Here is a 25146-nt window from a genome sequence, read left to right as displayed (position 1 = left end):
TGTGCGCTGCACAATTGAGCTTCCGGACTGTAATTCAGTATATCAGCAATAGAAAAACAACAAGCAATTGGGCCCGCCATGGTGCGCCGCAAAAACAAAAAACCGCCGCCCCTTGCGGGTGCGGCGGTTTTCCGGACAACTAAGCTATTACGCTTCGCGGGACGCTTTTTTACGCTCGTGCTCTTTCAGGAAGCGCTTGCGCAGACGGATCGATTTCGGGGTGATTTCCACCAGTTCGTCGTCGTCGATGAATTCAACTGCGTATTCCAGCGACATCTGGATAGGCGGCACCAGGCGCACGGCTTCGTCGGTACCCGACGAACGCACGTTGGTCAGCTGCTTGCCCTTGATCGGGTTGACCACCAGGTCGTTGTCGCGCGAGTGGATACCGATGATCATGCCTTCGTACACCGGGTCGTTGTGGACCACGAACATGCGGCCGCGATCCTGCAGTTTCCAGATGGCGTAGGCCACGGCGGCGCCGTCGTCCTGCGAGATCAGCACGCCGTTGCGGCGGCCGCCCAGCTCACCCTTGGTGTTGTCGACTGGGCCGTAAGCGTCGAACACGTGGCTCATCAGGCCGGTGCCGCGGGTCAGGGTCATGAATTCGCCCTGGAAGCCGATCAGGCCACGCGCAGGGATGCGGTATTCCAGGCGCACACGGCCCTTGCCGTCCGATTCCATGTTCTGCAGGTCGCCACGGCGGCGGCCCAGTTCTTCCATCACGCCGCCCTGGTTGACTTCTTCCACGTCAACGCTCAGCTGTTCAAACGGCTCGTGGCGCACGCCATCAACCATCTTGAACACCACGCGCGGACGCGACACGGCCAGCTCGAAACCTTCGCGGCGCATGTTTTCGATCAGGATGGTCAGGTGCAGTTCGCCGCGGCCCGACACTTCGAACACGGTGTCGTCGTCGGTCGGCGCAACGCGCAGTGCCACGTTGGCTTTCAGTTCCTTGTCCAGGCGGTCGCGCAGCTGGCGCGAGGTGACGAACTTGCCTTCGCGGCCGGCCAGCGGCGAGTTGTTGACCATGAAGTTCATGGTCAGGGTCGGCTCGTCGACGGTCAGCATCGGCAGCGCGTCCGGGGTGTCCGGTGCGCACACGGTCGAGCCGATGCCGATGTCTTCGATACCGTTGATCAGGATGATGTCGCCGGCAACGGCTTCGTCAACCAGCACGCGCTCCAGGCCCTTGAAGTTCAGCACCTGGTTGATGCGGCCCTTTTGCGGGGTGGTGCCGGGACCGTTCAGGAACACGACGTCCTGGCCAGCCTTGACGCGGCCACGGGACACGCGGCCGATACCGATCTTGCCCACGTAGGACGAGTAGTCCAGCGAGGTGATTTGCATCTGCAGCGGGCCGTCCGGATTGTCGTCGCGCACCGGCACGTGTTCCAGGATGGCGTCGAACAGCGGCTTCATGTCGCCGCCGCGCACGTCTTCGGTCAGGCCGGCGTAGCCGTTCAGGCCCGATGCGTACACGACAGGGAAGTCCAGCTGTTCGTCGGTTGCACCCAGCTTGTCGAACAGTTCGAAGGTCTGGTTGATGGCCCACTCAGGGCGCGCGCCCGGACGGTCAACCTTGTTCACCACGACGATAGGCTTCAGGCCCAGGGCCAGTGCCTTGCGGGTCACGAAGCGGGTCTGAGGCATCGGGCCTTCTTGCGCATCGATCAGCAGCAGAACCGAGTCCACCATCGACAGCACGCGCTCGACTTCGCCGCCGAAGTCGGCGTGGCCTGGGGTGTCGACGATGTTGATGTGGGTGCCTTCGTATTCGACGGCGCAGTTTTTCGACAGAATCGTAATGCCGCGCTCTTTTTCGAGGTCATTCGAGTCCATCACGCGGGTGTCGACCGCCTGGTTTTCACGGAAGGTGCCGGACTGCTTGAGCAGCTGGTCCACGAGGGTGGTTTTGCCGTGGTCAACGTGGGCGATGATGGCGATATTGCGGATGGCGCGTTTAGTATTAGACATAGTCGTTATAAGTACAGAAAAACTGCGGGTGCGTACGACGGCGTACAAGGCGCATACGGTACGTACGAGGGGCACGGAAGCGGCGCATCGTCTCAATGCGTGTAAATGCGGCCACTGGAACCCACTAGTATAGCACGTAGTGCAGCGCAATAAAAAACCTTTGCTGGCGCTTTGTTGGTGGGGCCTGTTTGCGTCACCCGCCCCGCATGCCCGGGCCACGTCCTGCCCGGGCAGCTGGCTCAGCGCTTGCGGCGCCGGGCGGCAGCCAACGCCAGCAGGCTGATGGCCATCAGGCCGGCGGTGGCCGGTTCTGGCACCTGCGCCGCGGCGTTTTCAAAACGCACATTGTCGATGGCAATGGCGCCGTTGACGGCGGTACCGACCTGGACCACCACGCGGTCGAAGCCAGTAAAGAACTCGATACCGATGAAGCTGCCGTCCTCGCCATCGCCGAAGGTATCGAAGAAGGCGCTGCCGACCAGCGTGTTGCCCAGGTAGGCCAGCAAGGTGGTGTCGTCCTCGGGATTGGTGCTCGCATCAAACCCGAAACGGGTGACGGCGGAGCTGAACAGCACTTCGCCATTGATGGACGGCGCGTTCTCAAAGAACTTCAGCGCCACCCAGCTGGCGGGCGCCGGCGAAGTAGCATAGACGTCGCGGTTGAAGTTGACGAAGGTGATGCCCTGCGCACTGTACTGGCTGCCGATGGCGCCGGCCGTGGCGGACTCGAAATCGATCAGCGTCGGCGCGGTGAAACCGCCCGCGCCTATGGTGGCCGCTTGCGCGCCACCCGTGCATGCCAGGGCGGCCAGCATCACGGCGCATGCCGTTTTAAATGGAGAGTTTTTCATTTGGGATCCCAGAGTGTGAGTTTCCCAACTGAAGCACAATTCGAGCCAGGCCTTGTCACGCAGGCAAGATCCGGCCCGGCTTGCAATCTTTACACTATTATGTAAAGAATTCCGACAGCGGCTTGCCGGAGGCTAGCTTCCGACGGCGATCAGGCGTTCCGGGGCCAGTATGTCGTACTCGCCCAGCTGGGCGGTGCCCAACAGCTTCTCGCCCAGGTAGACGCGCACGCGGCCGGGCACCTGCTCCAGCTTGGGCGGCGTGACGGCCGGTTCTTTGCCGAGCGGCAGGCGCTGGCCGTTCAGGAAGCGCTTGGCCAGGTCCTGGGTCAGCTGCACCGGCGGGAAGGACGACAACAGCGCGTCCACCGGTGCCAGCAGCGCCAGCGGCGCGGCATGCGCTGCCACCTCTTCCAGCGTGACGATATTGTCCATCGTCAGCGCGCCGACCTGGATGCGGCGCAGCGCGTTCAAGTGCGCGCCGCAGCCCAGGGCCGCGCCGATGTCCTCGCCCAGCACGCGGATGTAGGTGCCCTTGCTGCACCTGACTTCGAGCTTCAGGAACGGCGCCTCGTAGCTGATGAACTCCAGCTTGTGGATCGTGACCGGCCGCGCGTCGCGCTCCAGCGTCACGCCGGCGCGCGCGTATTCATACAACGGCTTGCCGTCGCGCTTGAGGGCCGAGTACATCGGCGGCACCTGCTCGATGGGGCCGCGGAAGCGTTCCAGCACGGCCTCGATCTGCTCGCGCGTCACGTTCACCTCGTGCGTCTCGATCACCTGGCCTTCGGTGTCGCCGGTGTCGGTGCGCTGGCCCAGGTGCACGGTGGTCAGATAGGTCTTGTCCGCTTCCAGCAAGTCCTGCGAGAACTTGGTGGCCTCGCCGAAGCACAGCGGCAGCAGGCCGGTGGCGAACGGGTCCAGCGTGCCGGTGTGGCCCGCCTTCTTCGCGTTCAGCATGCGCTTGGTCTTGATCAGCGCGTCGTTGGAGGACAAGCCGACCGGCTTGTCCAGCAGCAGCACGCCATCGACGATGTCGCGCACGCGTTTTACTTTGGCTTGGTTCATTCAGGCTTGTCCGAACCTTCTTCGTCGTCCAGCGAACGGGTGGCGTTGGCCTGGTCGATCAGGGCCGACAGCTCCATGCCGCGCGAGGCGGACATGTCGTGGTGGAAGTGCAGCGCCGGCAGCGTGTGGATGTGCAGGCGCTTGCCCAGCATGTTGCGCAGGTAGCCGGAGGCCGCGTTCAGGCCGGCCAGCGTGTTCTTCACGGTTTCCGGATCGTCCTTCAGCATGGTGAAGTAGATCTTGGCGTGCGCGTAATCCGGCGTGAGCTGGACTTCGGACAGGGTGATCATGCCCACGCGCGGGTCTTTCAGCTCGAAGGCGATCAGCTCGGACAGGTCCTTCTGGATCTGGTCTGCGACGCGCAGGCCGCGCGCGGGGATGGTTTTGCTATGTTTTGCCATGATGTCTTACCTAAAAAAATTGGCGGGCCAATGAAACCGGGGCTCGCCCCGGTTCCACTGACCCGCCAGTGCGCCGAACCGCTATTACAGCGTACGGGCGATTTCCTGCACTTCGAACACTTCCAGGGTGTCGCCAACCTGGATGTCGTTGTAGTTCTTCAGCGACAAGCCGCATTCCAGACCAGCGCGGACTTCTTTCGCGTCGTCCTTGAAGCGCTTGAGCGAATCGATCTCGCCGGTCCACAGCACGATGTTGTTGCGCAGCAGGCGGACGGAAGACGAACGCTTGACCACGCCATCGGTAACCAGGCAGCCCGCAATCGCGCCGACCTTGGACACCAGGATAACCTGGCGCACTTCCACCTGGCCGGTGACCTGCTCGCGGCGCTCCGGCGCCAGCATGCCGGACAGTGCTGCTTTCACCTCTTCGATCGCGTCGTAGATGATGTTGTAGTAGCGGATGTCCACGCCGTTCGACTCGGCCAGCTTGCGCGCCTGTGCATCGGCACGGGCGTTGAAGCCGATGATGACCGCTTTCGAGGCCACCGCCAGGTTGACGTCCGATTCCGTGATGCCGCCCACCGCTGCGTGCACAACCTGTACGCGCACTTCGGAGGTCGACAGCTTCTGCAGCGAGGAAACCAGCGCTTCCTGCGAACCCTGCACGTCGGTCTTGACGATCAGCGGCAGGTTCTTCACTTCGCCTTCGGCCATCTGTTCGAACATGTTCTCCAGCTTGGCAGCCTGCTGCTTGGCCAGCTTCACGTCGCGGAACTTACCTTGACGGAACAGGCCGATCTCGCGGGCCTTGCGCTCGTCCGCCATGACCATGACTTCTTCACCGGCGGCCGGCACTTCGGTCAGGCCCTGGATCTCGACCGGAATCGATGGACCGGCTTCGGCCACGGACTTGCCGTTCTCGTCCAGCATGGCGCGCACGCGGCCATACGAGGAACCGGCCAGCACGACGTCGCCGCGCTTCAGCGTACCGGACTGCACCAGGATGGTGGCAACCGGGCCCTTGCCCTTGTCCAGGCGGGCTTCCACCACCAGGCCGCGCGCTGGCGCGTCGACCGGTGCTTTGAGTTCCAGCACTTCGGCCTGCAGCAGCACTTGCTCCAGCAGGTCGTCGATGCCCTGGCCGGTCTTGGCCGACACCGGCACGAACGGCGAATCGCCGCCGTATTCTTCCGGCACCACTTGTTCCGAGATCAGTTCCTGCGTCACGCGCTCCAGGTTGCCGCCCGGTTTGTCGATCTTGTTGATCGCCACCACCAGCGGTACGCCTGCAGCTTTCGCGTGGGCGATCGCTTCCTTCGTTTGCGGCATCACGCCGTCGTCCGCCGCCACCACCAGGATGACGATGTCGGTTGCCTTGGCACCGCGGGCACGCATGGCCGTAAAGGCTTCGTGGCCCGGGGTATCCAGGAAGGTGATGATGCCGCGCGGCGTCTCGACGTGGTAAGCGCCGATGTGCTGCGTAATGCCGCCGGCTTCGCCCGACGCGACTTTGGCGCGGCGGATGTAATCCAGCAGCGAGGTCTTGCCGTGGTCGACGTGGCCCATGACGGTCACGACAGGCGCGCGCGAGGTGGCTTCGAAGTGAGCGTGCTCACCCTGGTCCGCCAGCAGCGCTTCCGGATCGTCCTCGGCGGCGGCGTGGGCTTTGTGGCCCATTTCCTCCACCAGGATCATCGCGGTTTCCTGATCCAGCACCTGGTTGATGGTGCACATCTGGCCCAGCTTCATCAGCTGCTTGATGACCTCGGATGCCTTGACGGACATCTTGTGCGCCAGTTCGGCCACGGTGATGGTTTCCGGCACGTGCACGTCTTTGACGATGGCTTCGGTCGGCGCCTGGAAGTTGGTCTCGCGGTCATCCGCGTGCGAACCGCCACGGCGGCCGCCACGGCCACCACTGCGCCAGCCGTCGCGGCCACCGGCCGAACCGCCGGAATTGCCGCCGCGGCCCTTGCCGGCACCGCCGCCAGGTGCGCCGCGCTTCTTGGCGTCATCCTGCCAGGTCGACGACACATTGGCCGACTTGATGGATTTCTTGTCGCCGGCGGCAGGCTTCTTGTCGCCCGGCTTGTCGGTGGCCGGCTTCTTGTCCGCAGGCTTGTGCAGCGTGCCTTCGGCGGTCTTGGCCTTGACCGGCACCGGTGCCGGGGTCGGCTCGGGTGCCTTGATGGCGCGGCGCGGCGCGTTCATCATGGCCTTGATCTGCGCCACTTCATCGGCCACGGCCTTGCGTGCGCGCTCGGTGGCGGCAGCGCGTTCGGCGGCTTCCTTGTTGGCTTGCTCGGCGGCTTTCTTCGCTTCTTCAGCGGCAGCGGCCTTCTTCGCTTCGGCGGCAGCGTCGACTACCGGCGCAGCAGCGGCGGCGGGCTTGTCGGCGGCGGCCTTGGCGGCAGCGGCGGCTTTCTTCGCTTCCGCGTCGGCGGCTTTCTTGGCTTCGGCTTCCGCTTCGGCGGCGGCCTTGGCCTGCTCAGCCTTTTCCGACTCCAGCTTGGCCAGGCGTTCCTGCTTCTCGCGCAGTTCCGCTTCCTGGCGGGCGATCAGCTCGGCCTGTTTGCGGGCATCTTCCTCGCGGCGCGCCACTTCGGCGGCGTCCACCACCGGTGCGGCAGGCGCAGCAGGCGGGGCCACCACGTCGTCGCGCTGGACGAAGGTGCGTACTTTCTTGACCGCTACCTGGATGGTGCGGGATTTGCCAGTGGCGTCAGCCTGCTTGATCTCGGTGGTTTCCTTGCGGGTCAGCGTGATCTTTTTCTTTTCCGTGTCCGCGCCTGCGCCATGGGTACGGCGCAGGTGTTCCAGCAACTTATCCTTATCATCTTTCGACAATGGATCTGACGTCGAACTCTTTTCGACGCCAGCAGAACGCAGCTGCGTCAGCAGCAAATCTGCAGGCATCTTCAGTTCGGTGGCAAATTGGGCTACGTTGTTACTCGCCATTCAGTCCTCTTTTCTATGTGTCGCGGAGATGATAAAGATACTCAAATTATGCCTTTGCGGATTCGGCCGCCGACCAGGCTTTGGCTTGCAGGGCCTTGGCGCGGTCGTCGTACTTCGAGTCAACCAACTTCATCTCATCGTCGGTCACATCTTCAAATTCACTTGCAATCAGTGCACGGGCACGGTCGGCGGACAGGGCCAGGATGGCGCCAAATTCGTCGTAAGCCAGTGCGGCAAAAGCTTCTACGGTCTTGATACCAGCCAGACCCAGCTTGCCGGCGGTGATACGGTCCATGCCTTCCAGACCAACCAGCGCCTCGTCCATGCCTTCCAGACCTTCTTCCGAGGCGATCGCCTCGGTCACCAGCGCATCGCGTGCGCGGGTCCGCAATTCATTGACGGTATCTTCGTCAAACGCATCGATTTCCAGCATTTCGGAGATCGGCACGTAAGCAATTTCTTCCAGGCTGGCAAAGCCTTCTTCCACCAGGATGTCGGCCACTTCCTGGTCGACGTCCAGTTTTTCCATGAACAGCGCGCGGATCGCGGCGGTTTCCTGGGCTGCCTTGTCGGCCGATTCCTCGGCCGTCATGATGTTGATCTTCCAGCCGGTCAGCTCGGCGGCCAGGCGCACGTTCTGGCCCGAACGGCCGATGGCGATGGCCAGGTTTTCCTCGTCCACCACCACGTCCATGGCGTGCTTCTCTTCGTCCACCATGATGGACGACACGTTGGCCGGGGCCAGCGCGCCGATGACGAACTGGGCCGGATCTTCCGACCACAGCACGATGTCCACGCGTTCGCCGCCCAGCTCGCCGGTAACAGCCTGCACGCGCGAACCGCGCATGCCAACGCAGGTGCCGATCGGGTCGATGCGCTTGTCGGCCGTGTAGACGGCAATCTTGGCGCGCACGCCGGCATCGCGGGCGGCCGATTTAATTTCCAGCATGCCCTGTTCGATTTCCGGCACTTCCAGTTCGAACAGCTTCATGATGAAGTCCGGCGCGGTGCGCGACAGGATCACCTGCGGGCCGCGCATATTGCGGTCCACGCGCAGGATGAAGGCACGCACGCGGTCGCCGATGCGCAGGTTTTCCTTCGGGATCATCTGGTCGCGCGGCAGGCGCGCTTCGATCTTGCCCGATTCCACGATGGCATCGCCGCGCTCCATGCGCTTGATGGTGCCGGTCACGAGCGAGTCGCCGCGCTCGAGGAAGTCGGCCAGGATCTGTTCGCGCTCGGCATCGCGCACGCGCTGCAGCACCACTTGCTTGGTGTCCTGCGCGAAGCGGCGGCCGAATTCCACGGATTCGATCGGCTCTTCGATGTGGTCGTCCACTTCGATGTCCGGGATCTGTTCCTTGGCTTCGAACAGCAGCACTTCCTGGTCGGGCAGCTGCAGGCCGGCTTCGTCGGGCACCACGTGCCAGCGGCGGAAGGATTCAAACTCGCCCGAATCGCGGTCGATCGAAACGCGGATGTCGACCTCGCCTTCGTAGCGCTTCTTCGTGGCTTGCGCCAGCGCAAACTCGAGCGCACCAAAGACCACGTCCTTGTCGACGTTTTTCTCACGCGCCAGCGCGTCCACCAATAACAAAACTTCGCGACTCATGCTTTGCGTCCCTTAAAATCCACCTGCGGCACCAAGCGTGCCTTATCCATATCGGCGAGCGTAAACTCCAACAGCGCCGGACCATCTTTACCTTCAAACTCCAACGCCAGCTGATCGCCCTGCGGTTCCTGCAGCACGCCCTCGAAGGACTTGCGGTTGGAAGTGCCTGGCATGGCGACCTTCAGCTTGACGATGGCTTCGCAACCTGCGAAGCGGGTGAAATCTTCCAATTTGCGCAGCGGCCGATCCAGGCCGGGCGACGAAATCTCCAGCCGCTCGTAGTTGACGTTCTCGACCGTCAGCACATGGCTCAGCTGGTGGCTGACCGTGGCGCAGTCTTCGACCGTGATCGGGCCTTTTTCGGCCGCATCCGCCGCGCTGAAATCGATATAGACGCGCAGCAGTCCGCGCTCGGCCCGTTCGACATCAACCAGCTCGTAGCCCAGACCGGCGACGGTCTTTTCAATTAGTTCCGGCAGTTGCAAAAAAATTTCTCCGCTAAAAACGGTTCACCAAAAAAAAAATGGGCAATTGCCCATCTTCTTGTATTCCAATCCAGATGAAAGCACACTCAGCATAAAACCTGCGTATCACTTTTCTAGGCTGGTCATTATAACCGCCAATTGACTTCGCTGCAATGCCACATACCACAGTGGACGCGCAAACAACAATCAAATCCGCCAAAAAACCCCGCCGGCCGCGCACAAACAGCCGGGCTGAGCCGCATTTCGCCCCGCTTCGGGGTCAGACCCCGACAGTGGCGAAAATGCGGCTCAGGCCGCTAGCCGGTTCAGCCCTTGCGGCGGCGCGGCATGCCGTGGTCGGACGCGCCGCCACGCGGATGCGGGTTGCCGCGGCGCTGGCCGCCGGCGTTGGCGAAGCCGAACGTGGTCTGCAGCGGGTCCGGCTGGCGCGGGCCTTTCGGCGCCTTGCCGCCTGCGCCGGCGCCCTGGCCGCCCTGGCCACGGCCGAGGCCGCCCTGCGCGCCGCCGGGACCGCCCGGACGTCCGGAGCCGGGACGGCCGGAGCCGCCCGCGCCGCCGGGACGGCCGAAACCGCCGCCCTGGCCGGCGCCGAAATACGCGCCCTGGCCACGCCCCTGGCCGCGCGGTGCTTGCGGGAAGGGGTCGGCGTTCTTGTTGCTGACGTCCATGCGGTTGCCGTTCGGCTCGCCATCATCGTGCTCGTCGCGGTCGCGGCGGCCCTTCTGGTTGCCGCGCTGGCCGCCCTGGGCTTGCGCCGGGCCCTGGCCCCGGCCGCCCTGCGCGCCCGGTGCGCCTGGCGCACGTTTCTGTCCGCCCTGGCCGCCCTGGGCAGCTTCGCCCGGCTGCTTCTTCTCTACGCCATACGCGGCCAGCAGGTCGCGCACGGTGTTTTCTTCCATCTCTTCCCAGCGGCCGCGCTTCAGGTCGCTCGGCAAGGTCATGGCGCCGTAGCGGGTACGGATCAGGCGCGACACGGTCAGGCCGATGGCTTCGAACATGCGGCGCACTTCGCGGTTGCGGCCTTCGCTGATGACCACGCGGTACCAGCGGTTGATGCCTTCGCCGCCGCCGTCGGCGATCTTGGAGAAGTTGGCCATGCCGTCTTCCAGCTCCACGCCGGCCAGCAGTTTCTGGCGCATGCCCTCTTCCAGCGTGCCCAGCGTACGGACCGCGTATTCACGGTCGATGTTGTAGCGCGGGTGCATCAGGCGGTTAGCCAGGTCGCCGGAAGTGGTAAACAGCAGCAAGCCTTCGGTGTTGAAGTCGAGGCGGCCGATGGCCAGCCATTTGCCGGCTTTCATGGTCGGCAGGCGGTCGAACACCGATGGACGGCCGTCCGGATCGTCGTGCGACACGATTTCGCCGGCCGGCTTGTGGTACACCAGCACGCGCGGCGGCTTCTTGCTCACCTTGCGCTGGATCAGCTTGCCGTTGATGCGCACGGCATCGGTCGGCAGGATGCGCTGGCCGATATGGGCCGGTTCGCCGTTTACCGATACGCGGCCGGCCACGATCAGGTCTTCCATGTCGCGGCGCGAACCGAGGCCGGCTTCGGCCAGCACCTTGTGCAGCTTGGGCGCGTCGTCCTCGGCGGTCAGGTCGCGGCGCACGGCCTTGGCCGGCGCGCGGCCCTTGCCGTCTTCACGGTCGTAGGCGTCGGAGGTGGCGTAGGCAAAGGCGGCGTCGGCCTCGCTCAGCTTGGCGCCGGGCTGGCCGCCCTGGCCGGCTTGCGCGCCCTGGCCACCCTGGCCGCGCTGCTTGCCCTTCTTCTTGTTCTTGTTGCGGCCTTCGGTACGCGGACCACGGTCCTGGCGCGGGCCCTGGCCTTGCGCCTGGCCTGCAGCGGCAGCACCCTCGCCTTCCGCGCCTACCGAGCCGGCTGCGGCCGGGGCGGCGTGGCCGGCTTCGGCATCAGCGGCCGGGGCCGGGGCCGGGCGGGTGGCTTCGCGCACGGCGCGCAGTTCGCGCATCTGGCGCGGGCCGCGTGGGCGGCGGTCGGTTTTGTCTTGCTTGGCGCTCTGGGCAGCATCGGCGTCGCCGCCGGCAGCGACTGCGGTGGCCGGGGCGCCGGCTTCGACGGCAGGCGCGGCGGCTGCCGGCGCGTCTGCTTTCGGCTTTTTGGCGCGCGGCGCACGGGCTGGAGCGGCATCGCCGGAAGCAGCTGGCGCGGCGGCGGCGGCGGTGACGCCAGCGGCGGCTGACGCTGCGCCTGCATCGGCAATGTCAGCGGCGGCCTTGACCGGCTTGGCGCGCGGCTTTTTCACGGGTTCGGCGGCATCGCCTGCAGCAGCGGTGGCATCGCCAGCGGCGGCATCGGCCTTGGTCTTGCGTTTCGGCTTGGGCGTCTCGCCAGCGGGCAGCGCGGCGTTGTCGGCTTCGATCTGGGCTTTGGTGCGGCGCTTAGGCTTGGCAGCCGCGTCGGCGGCAGGAGCGCCGGCAACAGTCTCTTGGGTATCAGTGTTGTTCATTATTCATTTCTTGGTTGGGCTCAGCATCAACCGTCGTTTCTGGCGCAAGGGCGTGAGTCGGTGCCTCATTGATGGGCGGCGCGGCGTGTTGCGCCGCTTTGTCAAAGTTCTCCTGCAGGGCTGCTTCCAGCGCTTCCATATCGGGCGCGCCACCTCGCATATCGCTGATTTGCTGCAACGGCGGCAGCTGGGACAGCGAATTGAGTCCCAAATCATCCAAAAAGTGCTTGGTCGTGCCCAGCAGGGCTGGCCTTCCCAGCACGTCGCGGTAGCCGACCACATCGACCCAGCCGCGGTCTTCCAGCATTTTGATGGTCTGCGAATTCACGGCCACGCCGCGAATTTCCTCGATATCGCCGCGCGTCACCGGCTGGCGGTAGGCAATAATGGCCAGCGTTTCCAGTGTCGCACGCGAGTATTTCTGCGGCTTTTCAGGACTCAGCCGGTCGAGATACAGCTTCAATTCCGGCCTGCTCTGGAAGCGCCAGCCACTGGCCAGGCTCACCAGCTGCACGCCGCGGCCATCCCACTCCAGCCGCAATTGTTCCAGTATTTCCTTGATCTTGTCGGCGGCCAGGCCGTCGTTGCGTGGCCGGCCCTGATCATCCAGTTCGACAAACAGCTTTTTCAAGCTGTGGAGAGCCAGAGGCTCATGCGCGCATAGCAAAGCGGTTTCGAGGACTGTTTTCGCCTCAACTGTATTCATAGCTATCTTGTGTTTGCAAATAAATGCAAGATGTGCGCCCGGGCCTATGCGCGCTGGACAGGGGCACTACCGATGGGGATGGAACGCAATTGTACCTGATAAAACTACGAAACGGATAATTTGTCCAGTCAACTGGAACAAGAATTACGCCTGAGAAAGCCTGTCGCTCAGAATCGCCGAGACGCCCACGAACGCCGGATACTCGGCGGTAATGACAAAAGTGGGGATGCGGGCCAGGTAAGGGCCGAAGCGGCCCTTCTGTTCGTAGCGGGCGCGGAAACCGGAACGGTCGAAGCGCGCGCCCAGGCGCGGCACGATGCCGCCGCCTATATAGATGCCGCCCTGGGCGCCGAGCGTGACGCCCAGGTTGCCGGCCACGGTGCCCAGCATGCAGCAGAAGGTTTCCACCACGTCGTCGCACAGCGCGCAGCTGCCGTCCAGCGCACGGCGCACGATTTCCGGCACCGCCAGCGGCTCGGCGGCCACGCCGCGGTGGTGGCACAGCGCGCGGTAGATCAGCTCGATACCTACGCCGGACATGAACCGCTCGGCAGAAACGTGCTCGAACTCGGTCCACGCATATTGCAGGATGGCGACTTCGGTCGGATTCACCGGCGAGAAGCTGACATGGCCACCCTCGCTCAGCAGCGCAGTCCAGCCGCCGTCCTTGCCGCCGGATTTGGCCGGTATCAGGCCGGAGACGCCCAGGCCGGTGCCGGCGCCGATCAGGCCCAGCGGTGCACCGGCCTGCGCCGTGCCGCCGCCCACCTGGCGCTTCTGCCCGTCCGACAGGAAAGGCAGGGAACTGGCCAGGGCCGTGAAATCGTTCACCACTGCCAGCACGTCGAAACCGCACTCGCTGCGCAGCGCCTCGATCGAAAACGCCCAATGATGATTGGTCATGCGCACGAAGTCGCCCGTCACCGGGTTGGCGATGGCGATGGCCCCATGGCGGATGCCGGCGCCGGCCTCGGCGGCCACAGCGGCCACTCCGGGCAGCGCCAGGTAGGCGCGCAGCGCGTCGGCCAAGGTGGGATAGTCGGCGCACGCCAGCACGTTGATGTGGACGATGCTGCCGGGAGCCGTTTCCAGCGCAAAACGGGCATTGGTGCCGCCCACGTCCGCCAATAAACGCGGGCCGCCGGGGAAGCCGGATTGCTGAGTGGAAGTAGGCTGGGCAGTCATGATGGCGAAAAAATAGTTGAGGCCTTAGCTTAATGGAAATCCCAGCAGCCGCGCAAGCCTTCTTTGTAGTTTTAGTACATTTTCAAATTCGTTGAGTACAAAAACTAACGTTCTGCGATAAACGTAACGTAGTATGACTACCCCGCCAAAGCAAAAAACCCCGGCCGAAACCAGGGTTTTTTAGACGGCGCCAGGGCGCCGGGTGTGGCGATGTCAGCCGTGAGACGCCGTGATGGCGGACTCGGCGGAAGCCTCGCCCTCGCGCGGGCGGCGCAGCTCGTGCGCAAAGGCATTGTTCCAGGCGTCCAGGCCGCCGTGCAGCGGACGCGCATAGCTGTAGCCCTTGGCGTGCATCTGTTTGGCGACGTGTGCGGCAGTGACATCGTTCGGGCAGCTGCAGTAGACGATGATGTGGCGGTCCTTCGGCAGCGCGGCGATCACGCCCAGCGGGTCGCCATTGACCAGCAGCGCGCCGGGCACGGCCGGCTCCAGCATCTGCGCGGTGACGCTGCGCGCGTCCACCATCACCGGCGCGTGGCCATCGACCAGCAGCTGCTTGAGCTCGTCCACCGTGATGCGCTCCATTTGCACGGCCTGCTGGAAGCGCTTGCGCTCCACGTATTTGTACAGGATGAACAGCAGCAGCAAGGCGCCCAGCACGCTCAGCGCAGTGCTGCCCATGGTGGCCAGGATGTCCAGCACGTCGTCTATGCTCTGGTGAAAATAGGCGCCGATGCCGATGCCGGTGCCGCACCAGATCAGCCCGCCCGGCACGCTGAAGCCCAGGAAGCGCGGATAGGACGTGCCCATGGCGCCCGACATCGGTGGCGCGATGGTGTTGAAACCCGGAATGAACTTTGCTACCAGCAGGGACTTCGGGCCCCAGCGGCGGAAATTGTCTTCGGTCTGGCTGACGCAGTAGTCCGGCGACAGCGAAATACGGCACAGCAGCTTGAGAATGCGCTTGCCGTAGCGGCGCCCGGCGCGGAACCAGAAGAAGTCGCTCACCGAGCAGGCCAGCAGCGCGGCGGCCAGCACCGCCCCCCAGTGCAGCTCGCCGTTCGCGGCCAGGGCGCCGGAAACGATCAGCAGCGGGAAGGCGGGGATAGGCAAGCCCATCTGTTCGATCAGCACGATCGCAAACACGATGAACACACCGTATTCCTGCAGCAATGAGAGTAAGTTCGCCATGGTGGTGCTATCTTATCCGAAATCGTGACGCGGGATCGCCCCAAGCAGCGAGCGGGTATAGGGATGGGTGGGATTCCGGTACAGCGCATCCGAATCGGCCAGCTCCACCACCTCCCCCTTGTGCATCACCAGCACCTGGTCGGCAATGTATTTCACCACCGACAAATCGTGCGAGATGAAGATGTAGGACAGGCCGAACTCGTCCTGCAAGTCCTGCAGCAGGTTGAGCACTTGCGCCTGCACCGATACGTCCAGCGCCGAGACCGACTCGTCGCACACCAGGATTTCCGGCTGCATGGTCAGGCAGCGCGCGATGGCGATGCGCTGCCGCTGGCCGCCCGAAAATTCGTGCGGGTAGCGGTGGAAAGCATGGGCGGGCAAGCCCACTTTTTCCAATAGCCGGTAGGCGTTTTCCACACGCTCGCGCTCGCTTGCGCCGATGTTATGCAGCTTCATCGGCTCCAGCAGGATCTGGCCCACCGTAAAGCGCGGATTGAGCGAAGCGTACGGGTTCTGGAAGATGATCTGGATGCGGCGCTTGTAAGCCATGTATTCGCTGGCCGGCATGGCGATCAGGTCCTTGCCTTCGAACATGGCGGTGCCGCCGGTGGCCCGGTGCAGGCGCAGCAGGGTCAGGCCGACCGTGGTCTTGCCGGAACCGGATTCGCCCACCACGCCCAGCGTCTTGCCGCGCGCCAGCTTGAACGAGACGTTCTTCACCGCCTGGAATTCGCGCTTGCCGAACAGGCCTTCGCGGAAGTAGAAGCTCTTGCTGAGCTTGTCCACCACCAGCACGTGCTCGTCGTCCGGGTCGCTGCCGCGCACGCGCTGGCGGGACGCCGCGCCGGCGCCCGCCTTGCCTTCCATGTAGTCATTGATCACCGGCAGGCGCCACGGGCGCGCGTCCAGCGACGGGCGGCAGTGCAGCAGCGCCCTGGTGTAGCTGTCCTGCGGACTGCCGAAAATCTGGCGGGTGGGACCGCTCTCGCGCACTTCGCCGTGGCGCATGACAATCACGCGGTCGGCGATTTCGCCCACCAGCGCCAGGTCATGGGTAATGAACAGCACCGACATGCCGCGCTTCTTCTGCAGGCTGGCGATCAGTTCCATGATCTGCTTCTGGATGGTCACGTCCAGCGCGGTGGTCGGTTCGTCGGCAATCAGCAGCTGCGGCTCGCAGGCGATGGCCATGGCGATCATCACGCGCTGCTGCTGGCCGCCGGACATCTGGCTGGGATAGGCGTCGATCTTTTGCGCCGGGTCGGGAATGCCCACCTCGTCCAGCAGCGCCAGCGTGCGCGCCCTTGCCTCCCGCTTGCCCATGCCCATATGCAGGCGCAGCACTTCGCCGATCTGGTAGCCCACCGTGAACACCGGATTCAGCGAGGACATCGGTTCCTGGAAGATCATCGAGATGTCCTTGCCGCACAGGCGGCGCCGCTCGGCGAGGGAGAGCTTGAGCACGTCCCGCCCCTGGAACAGGATGCTGCCGGCGGGATCGATCAGCGTGGTGTCCGGCGGCAGCAGGCCCATCACGGCCAGCGAACTGACCGACTTGCCGCTGCCCGACTCGCCCACCAGCGCAACGGTGCTGTTGCGCGGCACGGCAAAGCTGATGCCTTTCACGGCCTCGAAGGTGTTGCTCTTGTCAATGCGGAAGCGTACGCGCAGGTCGCGCACTTCAAGCAAATCAGGGCTGTGGTCCATGTTCTCCATTACTTCACCTTGGGGTCGAGGGCGTCGCGCAGGGCGTCGGTGAACAGGGAAAAGGCGGTAACCAGCAGCGCCATCGCGGTGGCGGCCGCCGTCAGCTGCCACCACTTGCCCAGGATGAGTTCGTTCTGCGCCTCGTTCAGCATGGAACCCCAGCTGACCACGCCCACCGGCACGCCGAAGCCGAGGAAGCTGAGGATGACTTCGGCCTTGATGAAGCCCACTACCAGGATGGACATCTGCACCAGCGCCACGTGGCTGACGTTGGGGAAGATGTGCGAGAACATCTTGCGCCAGCTGGAGGCGCCGATGGCGTCGGCCGCCATCACGTATTCGCGCGCCTTGTGCTTGATGTACTCGGCGCGGATCAGGCGGAAGGGGCCGGTCCAGCCGGTCAGGCCCAGGATGAGTACGATGGTCATCACGCCTTTTTGCTGTAGCACGGCCGCCACGGTGAGGATCATGAGGATGGATGGGATGGCGGTGAAAATGCTGTAGAACCAGTTGAAGAAGTCGTCCACCAGGCCGCCGTAGAAGCCGGACACGGCGCCAAACAGGGTGCCGAGGCCAACCGCGACCAGGGCCGCGACCAGGCCCACCACGATGGAGGTTTCGCCGCCCTTGATGGTTTTCTTGATGACATCGTGGCCCCATTTGTCGGCGCCGAAGGGCAGCGTGGGACGGCGCTCGGGCGGGGCCAGGGCGGCGGCAGGGAGTTCGGCGCGCAGGGCTTCCAGATCGGCGGCGAGGGGGTCGAATTCGTTGGGCGGGGGCGGCTCATGGCGGGTTACGCTGGCGCTAACCCGCCCTACCCGCCCGACGGAGCCTGCTTCGCTGGCGAGGAAGGATGGCGGGGCGTAGTTGATTCCGACTTCTTCTTCCCAGTCGGAGACGATCAGGCCGCTCGCCGAGAGCGTCAGCAGCAGCAGGAAAGCGCCGGCGACAGCCAGGGCCAGCATGGCCACCCGGTCGGCACGCAAGCGGCGCCAGGCGAGCGTCCACAATCCGGGGGCGGCGTGCTTAGTCAGCATCTTGGTCTGCATCTGCACTTCCTTATTTCAGCTGGATCCGCGGATCGACGGCCTGGTACAGCAGGTCGGTCAGCAGGTTGAACACCATGGTGGCGGCGGCCACGTAGACGGTAATGGCCTTGATGACAGGGAAGTCGCTGCGCTCCACCGCCAGGATCACTTCACGCCCGATGCCCGGGATGCCGAAGAAGCGCTCCAGCAGGAAGGCGCCGATCAGCAGCGCGGGCAGGTTGGCCATCACGTGCGTGATGATGGGGATGGCGGCGTTGCGCAACACGTGCACCCACATCACGCGCCCTTCCCCCAGCCCCTTGGCGCGCGCGGTGCGCACATAGTCCTGGCTGACCTCGTCCAGCACGAAGCTGCGGTACAGCCGCAGCGTGGGCGCGATCGTCACCGCCAGGCCGATCAGGATGGGCAAGGTGGAATAACGCAGCAGGTTCTCCCAGAAGCTGTTGCCCCAGCCCTGCACCGGGAACCAGCCGAGCTGGTAGGCCAGGCCGTACTGGAACACGATGATGTAGACCAGGATGGAAATCGACATGCCGACCGTGCAGGCGATCATGACCGCGCGGTCCAGCAGGGAACCGCGCACGAAGGCGACCACCAGCGCCAGCGCGATGCCGATCAGCGTTTCCAGGATGGTGAGCGGCACCAGCACCGTGAGCGACGGCCCCAGCCGCGTGGTGATGATGCTGGACACGGCCTCGCCGGTGGCCCAGCTCTGGCCGAAGTCGAAGGTGACGATCTGCTTGAGGAAGATGCCGAGCTGGACGTGGTAAGGCTGGTCCACGCCGAGCTGGCGGCGGATGTTGGCAATGCCCTCTGCGCTGGGCATCTTGCCGGCCAGGATATAGGCCGGATCGCCGCCCACCCAGTTGAACAGGATAAACACCAGCAGCACCACGCCCAGCATGGTGGGCAGCATCTGCCACAGGCGGCGCAGAATATAGGCAAGCATTAATCAGGTATTCCTTAGAGTTATAGGAGCACCCGCTCCCCCACCATCATCCTTACCGCAGCCCGGCGCGCAAGAAAAATATATGCTGCACCGCAACATACCGCACCACGAAAACAACGTTACACCTTCTTGCCAGCAGCGCGCGCAGCGCAACATCTTACTTGTCAGCAAATAAATCCACTGTTGTTTTCACACATCGCAGCGCACGCTTTTCATTGACAATTCTTATCTGACAATGTTCTGATGCGATCCCTCTCCGAAAACAATATGTGATTTTTGGAGAGAATTGTTGGTGTGCAACTAATTCGTCTAGCGAGCTGAGCCGCATTTCGCCCACTTTCGGGGTCTGACCCCGAAGTGGCGAAAATGCGGCTCAGCTTGGCTATGCGTTGGGTGCCGCCAAACGATACTTTTCTTGGGAGTTGTTTGTAATGATGATGGAAACGGTTTTATCCCGCTCGGTGCGCCTGATCTTCTCGGGCAGCGTGGTGGCGGCGGGCTTCTTGGCCCAACAGGCTTTTGCACAAGACGCTAACGTCCAGCGCGTGGAAATCACGGGCTCGAGCATCAAACGCGCGACCGCGGAAACCGCGTCGCCTATCCAGGTCCTGACCAGCGACGACATGATGAAGTCGGGCAAGGCCACCGTGGCCGAGTACCTGCAGACCCTGTCCGCAGACGGCGCCGGCTCTCTGCCTACCGGCTTCGGCTCCGGCTTCGCCGCTGGCGCCACCGGCATCTCGCTGCGCGGCCTGGGCGCGACCTCCACCCTGGTGCTGCTGAACGGCCGCCGCATGGCGCCTTTCGCGCGTGCCGATGACGGCCAGAAGAGCTTCACCGACCTGTCCACCATCCCGATGCAGATCGTCGAGCGCATCGAAGTGCTGAAAGACGGCGCTTCCTCGCTGTACGGCGCGGACGCCATCGCGGGCGTGGTCAACATCATCCTGAAAAAGGACTTCGAAGGCCTGCAGATCAAGGGCGACACCGGCGCTTCGCGCTACTCGGACGCCAAGCAGGGCAAGGTCTCGCTGACCGCCGGCAAGGGCAACCTGGACGACGACAAGTACAACATCGTCTTCAACGCCGAATACAGCCACACCGACGGCCTGCAGGCTTCCGACCGCGGCAGCCGCGCCTGGATCGGCCACGGCGACATCCGCCCATGGGGCTATGGCGTCGGCACCCAGTACGCCGGCGGCTACATCACCAACGGCGCTTCCTCGCCGTCGCCTACCGGCGCGCTGCTGAACCCGAAAACCGGCCAGTACGTCTCCCTGCCGGGCTGCGACCAGTTCTCCAGCGTCACCCCGCAAGACCCGAACGGCGGCTGCCTGTGGCACCAGGACAAGTTCCGCTCGATGAACCCGGAAATCGAGTCCATCAACCTGTACTCGCGCGGCACCTTCCAGATCAACGCCGACCACCAGGCTTTCTTTGAAGCCGGCTACTCGGAGCGCGACACTGCCTTCACCCTGACCCCGCCGGCGACCTCGTCGACCGTGGTGTTCCCGGGCGCGAACGGCGGCGCCAACCAGCTGATCAACTACGGCAACACCATCCTGATGGCTGCCAACCACCCGCAGAACCCGTACGGCGTGCCGGTACGCGTGCGCTACTCGGCCTTCGACGTGGGCCCAAGCACCCGCAAGAACACCAACGAGTTCACCCGCTTCGTGGCTGGCCTGAAAGGCACCGTCAAGGGCTGGGACTATGAAACCGGCTTCACCTTCTCGCAGTCCAAGCTGAACCTGGACTGGAGCAATATGCTCAACATGAAGGCGCTGCAGTCTGCGCTGGGCGATCCGAAATCGTCGCTGTTCCCTTACTACATCGGCGCGCAAGCCGGCAAGAACCCGGCTTCGCTGTACTCGGCCCTGGTGACCAACGCCACCTCCGATTCCAGCACCAAGCTGCTGATCGCCGACTTCAAGGCCTCGCGTGAACTGTGGGCCCTGCCAGGCGGCAACATGGGTCTGGCCATCGGCGGCGAACACCGCCGCGAAACGCTGAGCAACCCGTCGCTGTCCGGCACCGCCGACGGCTCCATCAACTCCAGCTACACCGCCGCGTTCGGCAAGAACAACGTGTCGGCCGTCTACGCCGAGGTACTGGCGCCGGTGCTGAAGACCGTGGAACTGACCGCTGCCCTGCGTTACGACCACTACGACCAGTTCAACTCGACCACCCCGAAACTGGGCGCGAAATGGACCCCGGCCAAGAACTTCGCGGTACGCGGTACGTACACCGAAGGCTTCCGCGCGCCTAGCGCGGCCGAGTCGAACTCCCTGAGCCAGGCCGTCGGCAGCGCTCCGGTGCGCGACCCGATCCGCTGCCCTGGCGGCACGCCGGCAGCCGGCGCTTCCCTGACCGACTGCTCGATCACCGTCAGCTCGATCAAGGTCGGCAACCCGAACCTGCAGCCTGAAGAATCCAAAGGCTACACCCTGGGCATGGTATGGGATCCGTTCGAAGGCAACAGCATTGCCATCGACGCGTTCAAGATCAAGCGTTCCAACGAGATCAACCCGGTTTCCTACGCTGAAGCGGCGCAGTCGCCGACCGCCGTGCGCAACGACAATAACCTGCGCAATGCCGCCGGCCAGGTCATCCCGAACTCCGGCTCGCTGCTGGTGGTGTCGGGCGCGTACCGCAATTCGAGCTACACCGAAGTCACCGGCGTGGATCTGGACGTCAAACAGCGCCTGCGCCTGGGCGCCTGGGGCAAGGCTGTCATCGGCCTGAACCTGACCCATATCTCGTCCTGGCTGCGCGCCGAGTCCGACACCGTGCAGTACCAGTTCGCTGGCACCCACGGCAACTGCGACACGTCGAACTGCGCCGGTACGCCGAAGAACAAGGCCACCCTGTCCGCTTCGTGGGACATCGGCGCCTGGAACTTCGCGTCCAACGTGAACTACCGCGACAGCATGAAGAACATCAAGTTTGAAGGCGACGTGTGCGCCTCCAAGTTTGCTGACGGCACCGCAGCGCCTGGCGGCTGCAAGCTGGCTTCGTTCACCACCATGGACCTGTCCACCCGTTACAACTTCAGCAAGAACCTGCAGCTGACCGCGTCGATCGCCAACCTGTTCGACAAGATCGCACCGCTGGATCCGCTGACCTACGGCGGCATGAGCTTCAACCCGATGGACGCTTCCGGCGCCATCGGCCGCTACTTCAAAGTTGGCGCGAGCTACACCTTCAAATAAGCCGACTATTTGAGGTAAGTTCCGGAAAAGGGCGGTGAGCGATCACCGCCCTTTTTTACGTCTTTTGTCGCCAAAAAGTAACGAATTCCCACCCCTTCGTGAAGCAATCCTACGAACCCCGACACAATCCGGATAGCCCAGCGAACGAACCCGAAGGAAGACATAGAGAGCAATTAGCGGAGAGATCGCGCATTTAATAGGCAGAACGCTAAGCTTTAGCGTGTATTCGTCAGGGAAACCCTTCTTGACACTGTGCAGGCCGGGGTGATTTCATCGGTCACTTGAGCAAATGCCTAGACGTTTGCTCAACTGGGAACGGGCGAACCGTGCGCGAAGATTGGTGTAACAAAAAGTCAATGCGGCCGCCTCGTTTATCACTACATTAGTTGGAGGTTTTTAGCATGATGATGGAAACAGTTATGGCACGTTCCGTGCGCCTGATATTCTCGGGCAGCGTGGTTGCAGCAGGTCTGCTGGCAACACCGGCGATGGCCCAAGATGCCAACGCGAATGTCCAGCGCGTTGAGATTACCGGCTCGAGCATCAAGCGTGCCACTGCCGAAACGGCGTCCCCTATCCAGCTGATCGGCCGCGAAGAGCTGCTGAAGTCGGGCAAGGCCACCGTGGCCGAGTACCTGCAGACGCTGACCGTGGACGGCGCTGGCTCCCTGCCGACCGGCTTCGGCAACGGTTTTGCCGCCGGTTCCACCGCCATCTCCCTGCGTGGCCTGGGCGCCACCTCCACCCTGGTGCTGCTGAACGGCCGCCGCATGGCGCCTTTCGCCCGTGCCGATGACGGCCAGAAGAGCTTCACCGACCTGTCCACCGTGCCGATGCAGATCGTCGAGCGCATCGAGATCCTGAAGGACGGCGCTTCGTCGACCTACGGCGCCGACGCGATCGCCGGCGTGGTCAACATCATCCTGCGCAAGGACTTCGAAGGCCTGCAGGTAAAAGGCGACGTGGGCACTTCGCGCTACAGCGACGCCAAGCAGAACAAGGCTTCCGTTTCGTTCGGCAAAGGCAACCTGGACAACGACAAGTACAACATCGTCCTGAACGCCGAATACAACCAGTCCGACCGCCTGAAGAACAGCGACCGCGCCGACCGCGGCCACATCGGCCACGGCGACCTGCGTCCATACGGCTTCCCGGTTGGCACCCAGTTCGCCAGCGGCTACATCGCCGGCGTGAACAGCGCCCAGCCTAGCCCGGCCGGTTCGATCCGCAACCCGGTCACCACCGCCTACACCAGCCTGCCAGGCTGCTCCAGCCTGAGCAAGACCGTCGACCAGACCGGCGCCAACGGCGGCTGCCTGTGGCATAACGACCAGTTCCGCGACATGCAGCCGGAAATCGAGTCGGTCAACCTGTACGGCCGCGGCACATGGCAAGTCAACGACGACATGCAAGCCTATGTCGAAGCCGGCTACTCCAAGCGCGACACCGCGTTCACGATGATCCCGCCGTCGGTGACCCCGACCGTGGCCTTCCCGCCGAACGCCGCCAACCCGCTGGGCTTCATCAACTATGGCAACCTGAACATCATGTCGGCCAGCCATCCACAGAACCCGTACGGCGCGCCGGTCCGCATCCGCTACAGCGCGTTCGACGTGGGCCCAAGCACCCGCTCGGCCAACAACGAGTTCAGCCGCTTCGTGGTGGGCGTCAAGGGTTCGGCCATGGGCTGGGACTACGACACCGGCTACACCCATTCCGAGTCCAAGCTGCACCTGGACTACAGCAATATGCTGAACATGAAGGTAGTGGCTGCCGCGCTGGGCGATCCGAAATCGCCATTCTTCCCGTACTACATCGGCGCGCAGGCCAACAAGAACCCGGCTTCGCTGTACGCTGCCATGGTGACCAACGCCACCTCCGATTCGACCACCAAGCTGGACGTGATCGACTTCAAGGCCTCGCGTGAGCTGTGGGCTCTGCCGGGCGGCAACATGGGCCTGGCAATCGGCGCCGAGCACCGCCAGGAAAAACTGTCCAATCCTTCGCTGAAGGGTTCGGAAGACGGTTCCATCAATTCGAGCTACGTGGCCGCCTTCGGCGACACCAAGGTATCGGCTATCTACGCCGAGATCCTGGCACCGGTCATCAAGACGGTGGAACTGAGCGCCGCCGTGCGTTACGACAAATACGACAACTTCAACTCGACCACGCCGAAAGCCGGCATCAAGTGGACCCCGATGAAGAGCTTCGCACTGCGCGGCACCTACACCGAAGGCTTCCGCGCCCCAGGCCCAGCCGAAGGCAGCGCCTCGTCGCAGTCGACCGGCACCTCCACCGTGTCCGATCCGGTCCGCTGCCCAGGCGGCAAGCCAGCCGTCGGCGGCGCCACCTCGACCGACTGCGCCATCCCTGTCGCAGCCGTGAAAGTGGGCGATGCCAAGCTGCGTCCTGAAACCTCCAAAGGCATGACCGTAGGCCTGGTGTGGGACGTGCTGGCCGATACCGGCATCACCGTGGACGGCTGGAAGATCAAGCGTTCCGACGAGATCAACCCGCTGCCGTACAACGAAGCTGCCGCCCTGCCGACCGCTATCCGCAACGACAACAACCTGGTCCAGAACGGCCAGGTGATCCCGAATTCGGGCACGCTGGTGCTGACCCAGGCGCCATACCGCAATTCGAGCTTCACCGAAATCAGCGGCGTGGACGTGGACATCAAGCAGCGCCTGCGCCTGGGCGCCTGGGGCAAGGCGCAAGTCGGCCTGACCTGGACCCACGTGGCTTCCTGGAAGCGTCATGAGTCCGCCACCACCGTGTACCAGTTCGCTGGCACCCACGGCAACTGCGACACCTCGAACTGCGCCGGTACGCCCAAGGACAAGATCAACCTGACCGGCACCTGGGACATCGGCGACTGGAACTTCAACGGCATCGTGAACTATCGCGCCAAGATGAAGAACATCCTGTTCGAAGGCAATACCTGCGCCTCCAACCTGGCCAACGGCCAGCCTGGCACCACCAACTGCGAAATCGCTTCGTTCACCACCTTGGACCTGTCGACCCGCTACAACTTCAGCAAGCAGCTGACCTTGTTCGCGTCGATGAACAACGTGCTGGACAAGATCGCGCCGCTGGACCCGCTGACCTACGGCGGCCTGAGCTATAACCCGATGGACGCCACCGGCGCCATCGGCCGCTACGTCAAAGTGGGCCTGAACTACAAGTTCTTCTAATCGCCTGATTAGCTGAATCTGCCTGAGGGGCGGTGCGCAAGCACCGCCCCTTTTTTCTTTTGACAAGTCTATACAGATAGTTTTGCCAATTCAACATGGAGTTAGCAGAAATACTCCGGATTCCGAGAAAACG

The 25146-nt window shown here is 63.6% G+C and carries 16 protein-coding genes; 2 read left to right on the top strand and 14 right to left on the bottom strand.

Going from position 1 to position 25146, the window contains the following annotated elements; translation table 11 throughout:
- Window positions 1-147: 147 nt before the first annotated feature.
- From typA to ASC94_RS20335, 14 genes are all read right to left on the bottom strand, one after another.
- A complete protein-coding gene (gene typA / locus ASC94_RS20400; RefSeq protein ID WP_056399567.1) occupies window positions 148-1980 on the bottom strand; it encodes a translational GTPase TypA in 1833 nt (610 codons plus the stop codon).
- A 239-nt stretch (window positions 1981-2219) separates the two neighbouring features.
- On the bottom strand, window positions 2220-2831 hold the full coding sequence (locus ASC94_RS20395) for a PEP-CTERM sorting domain-containing protein (protein ID WP_082616696.1): 612 nt from the start codon (window positions 2829-2831) through the stop codon (window positions 2220-2222).
- Between the two features lie 132 nt (window positions 2832-2963).
- The gene (gene truB / locus ASC94_RS20390) at window positions 2964-3896 is read right to left on the bottom strand and encodes a tRNA pseudouridine(55) synthase TruB (RefSeq protein WP_056399562.1); all 933 of its coding nucleotides are present in this window, start codon (window positions 3894-3896) and stop codon (window positions 2964-2966) included.
- Window positions 3893-4297 (bottom strand): 30S ribosome-binding factor RbfA, encoded by a 405-nt coding sequence (gene rbfA / locus ASC94_RS20385; protein WP_056399554.1) that lies wholly within the window; start codon window positions 4295-4297, stop codon window positions 3893-3895. Before rbfA ends, truB begins: the two co-directional genes overlap by 4 nt.
- 84 nt (window positions 4298-4381) lie before the next feature.
- Entirely contained in the window at window positions 4382-7255 is a 2874-nt protein-coding gene (gene infB / locus ASC94_RS20380) for a translation initiation factor IF-2 (protein ID WP_056399551.1), read from the bottom strand.
- Between the two features lie 46 nt (window positions 7256-7301).
- Window positions 7302-8867 carry a transcription termination factor NusA gene (gene nusA / locus ASC94_RS20375; protein WP_056399544.1) on the bottom strand — a complete coding sequence of 522 codons (1566 nt, stop codon included), beginning with the start codon at window positions 8865-8867 and terminating at the stop codon, window positions 7302-7304.
- Window positions 8864-9352 carry a ribosome maturation factor RimP gene (gene rimP / locus ASC94_RS20370; protein ID WP_056399542.1) on the bottom strand — a complete coding sequence of 163 codons (489 nt, stop codon included), beginning with the start codon at window positions 9350-9352 and terminating at the stop codon, window positions 8864-8866. Before rimP ends, nusA begins: the two co-directional genes overlap by 4 nt.
- 305 nt (window positions 9353-9657) lie before the next feature.
- Window positions 9658-11820, bottom strand: coding sequence for a pseudouridine synthase (locus ASC94_RS20365; RefSeq protein WP_056399537.1), 2163 nt, complete (start codon window positions 11818-11820; stop codon window positions 9658-9660).
- Complete coding sequence (gene scpB, locus ASC94_RS20360; RefSeq protein ID WP_056399534.1) at window positions 11807-12526, bottom strand: SMC-Scp complex subunit ScpB; 720 nt, start codon at window positions 12524-12526, stop codon at window positions 11807-11809. The genes ASC94_RS20365 and scpB overlap by 14 nt, the downstream gene beginning before the upstream one ends.
- A 144-nt stretch (window positions 12527-12670) precedes the next feature.
- The gene (locus tag ASC94_RS20355; protein ID WP_056399531.1) at window positions 12671-13711 is read right to left on the bottom strand and encodes a glucokinase; all 1041 of its coding nucleotides are present in this window, start codon (window positions 13709-13711) and stop codon (window positions 12671-12673) included.
- A gap of 213 nt (window positions 13712-13924) precedes the next feature.
- Entirely contained in the window at window positions 13925-14902 is a 978-nt protein-coding gene (locus tag ASC94_RS20350; RefSeq protein ID WP_056399527.1) for a VTT domain-containing protein, read from the bottom strand.
- 12 nt (window positions 14903-14914) lie between these two features.
- The gene (locus tag ASC94_RS20345; protein WP_200955791.1) at window positions 14915-16609 is read right to left on the bottom strand and encodes an ABC transporter ATP-binding protein; all 1695 of its coding nucleotides are present in this window, start codon (window positions 16607-16609) and stop codon (window positions 14915-14917) included.
- 8 nt (window positions 16610-16617) lie between these two features.
- On the bottom strand, window positions 16618-17646 hold the full coding sequence (locus ASC94_RS20340) for an ABC transporter permease (protein ID WP_056399781.1): 1029 nt from the start codon (window positions 17644-17646) through the stop codon (window positions 16618-16620).
- Between the two features lie 22 nt (window positions 17647-17668).
- Window positions 17669-18607, bottom strand: coding sequence for an ABC transporter permease (locus ASC94_RS20335; protein WP_056399519.1), 939 nt, complete (start codon window positions 18605-18607; stop codon window positions 17669-17671).
- A 431-nt stretch (window positions 18608-19038) separates the two neighbouring features.
- Here ASC94_RS20335 and ASC94_RS20330 point away from each other — a divergent pair, with 431 nt between their 5' ends.
- Window positions 19039-21819: a TonB-dependent receptor gene (locus tag ASC94_RS20330; protein ID WP_229417346.1), complete on the top strand. Its 2781-nt coding sequence runs from the start codon at window positions 19039-19041 to the stop codon at window positions 21817-21819.
- 419 nt (window positions 21820-22238) lie between these two features.
- A complete protein-coding gene (locus ASC94_RS20325; RefSeq protein ID WP_056399513.1) occupies window positions 22239-25013 on the top strand; it encodes a TonB-dependent receptor in 2775 nt (924 codons plus the stop codon).
- The last annotated feature ends 133 nt before the right edge of the window (window positions 25014-25146 follow it).

Origin of the sequence: Massilia sp. Root418 (assembly GCF_001425265.1) — a bacterium.
Lineage (GTDB): Bacteria > Pseudomonadota > Gammaproteobacteria > Burkholderiales > Burkholderiaceae_D > Rugamonas.
Note: the sequence above shows the minus strand (reverse complement) of the source record. Positions and strands in the feature narration are given on the sequence as shown.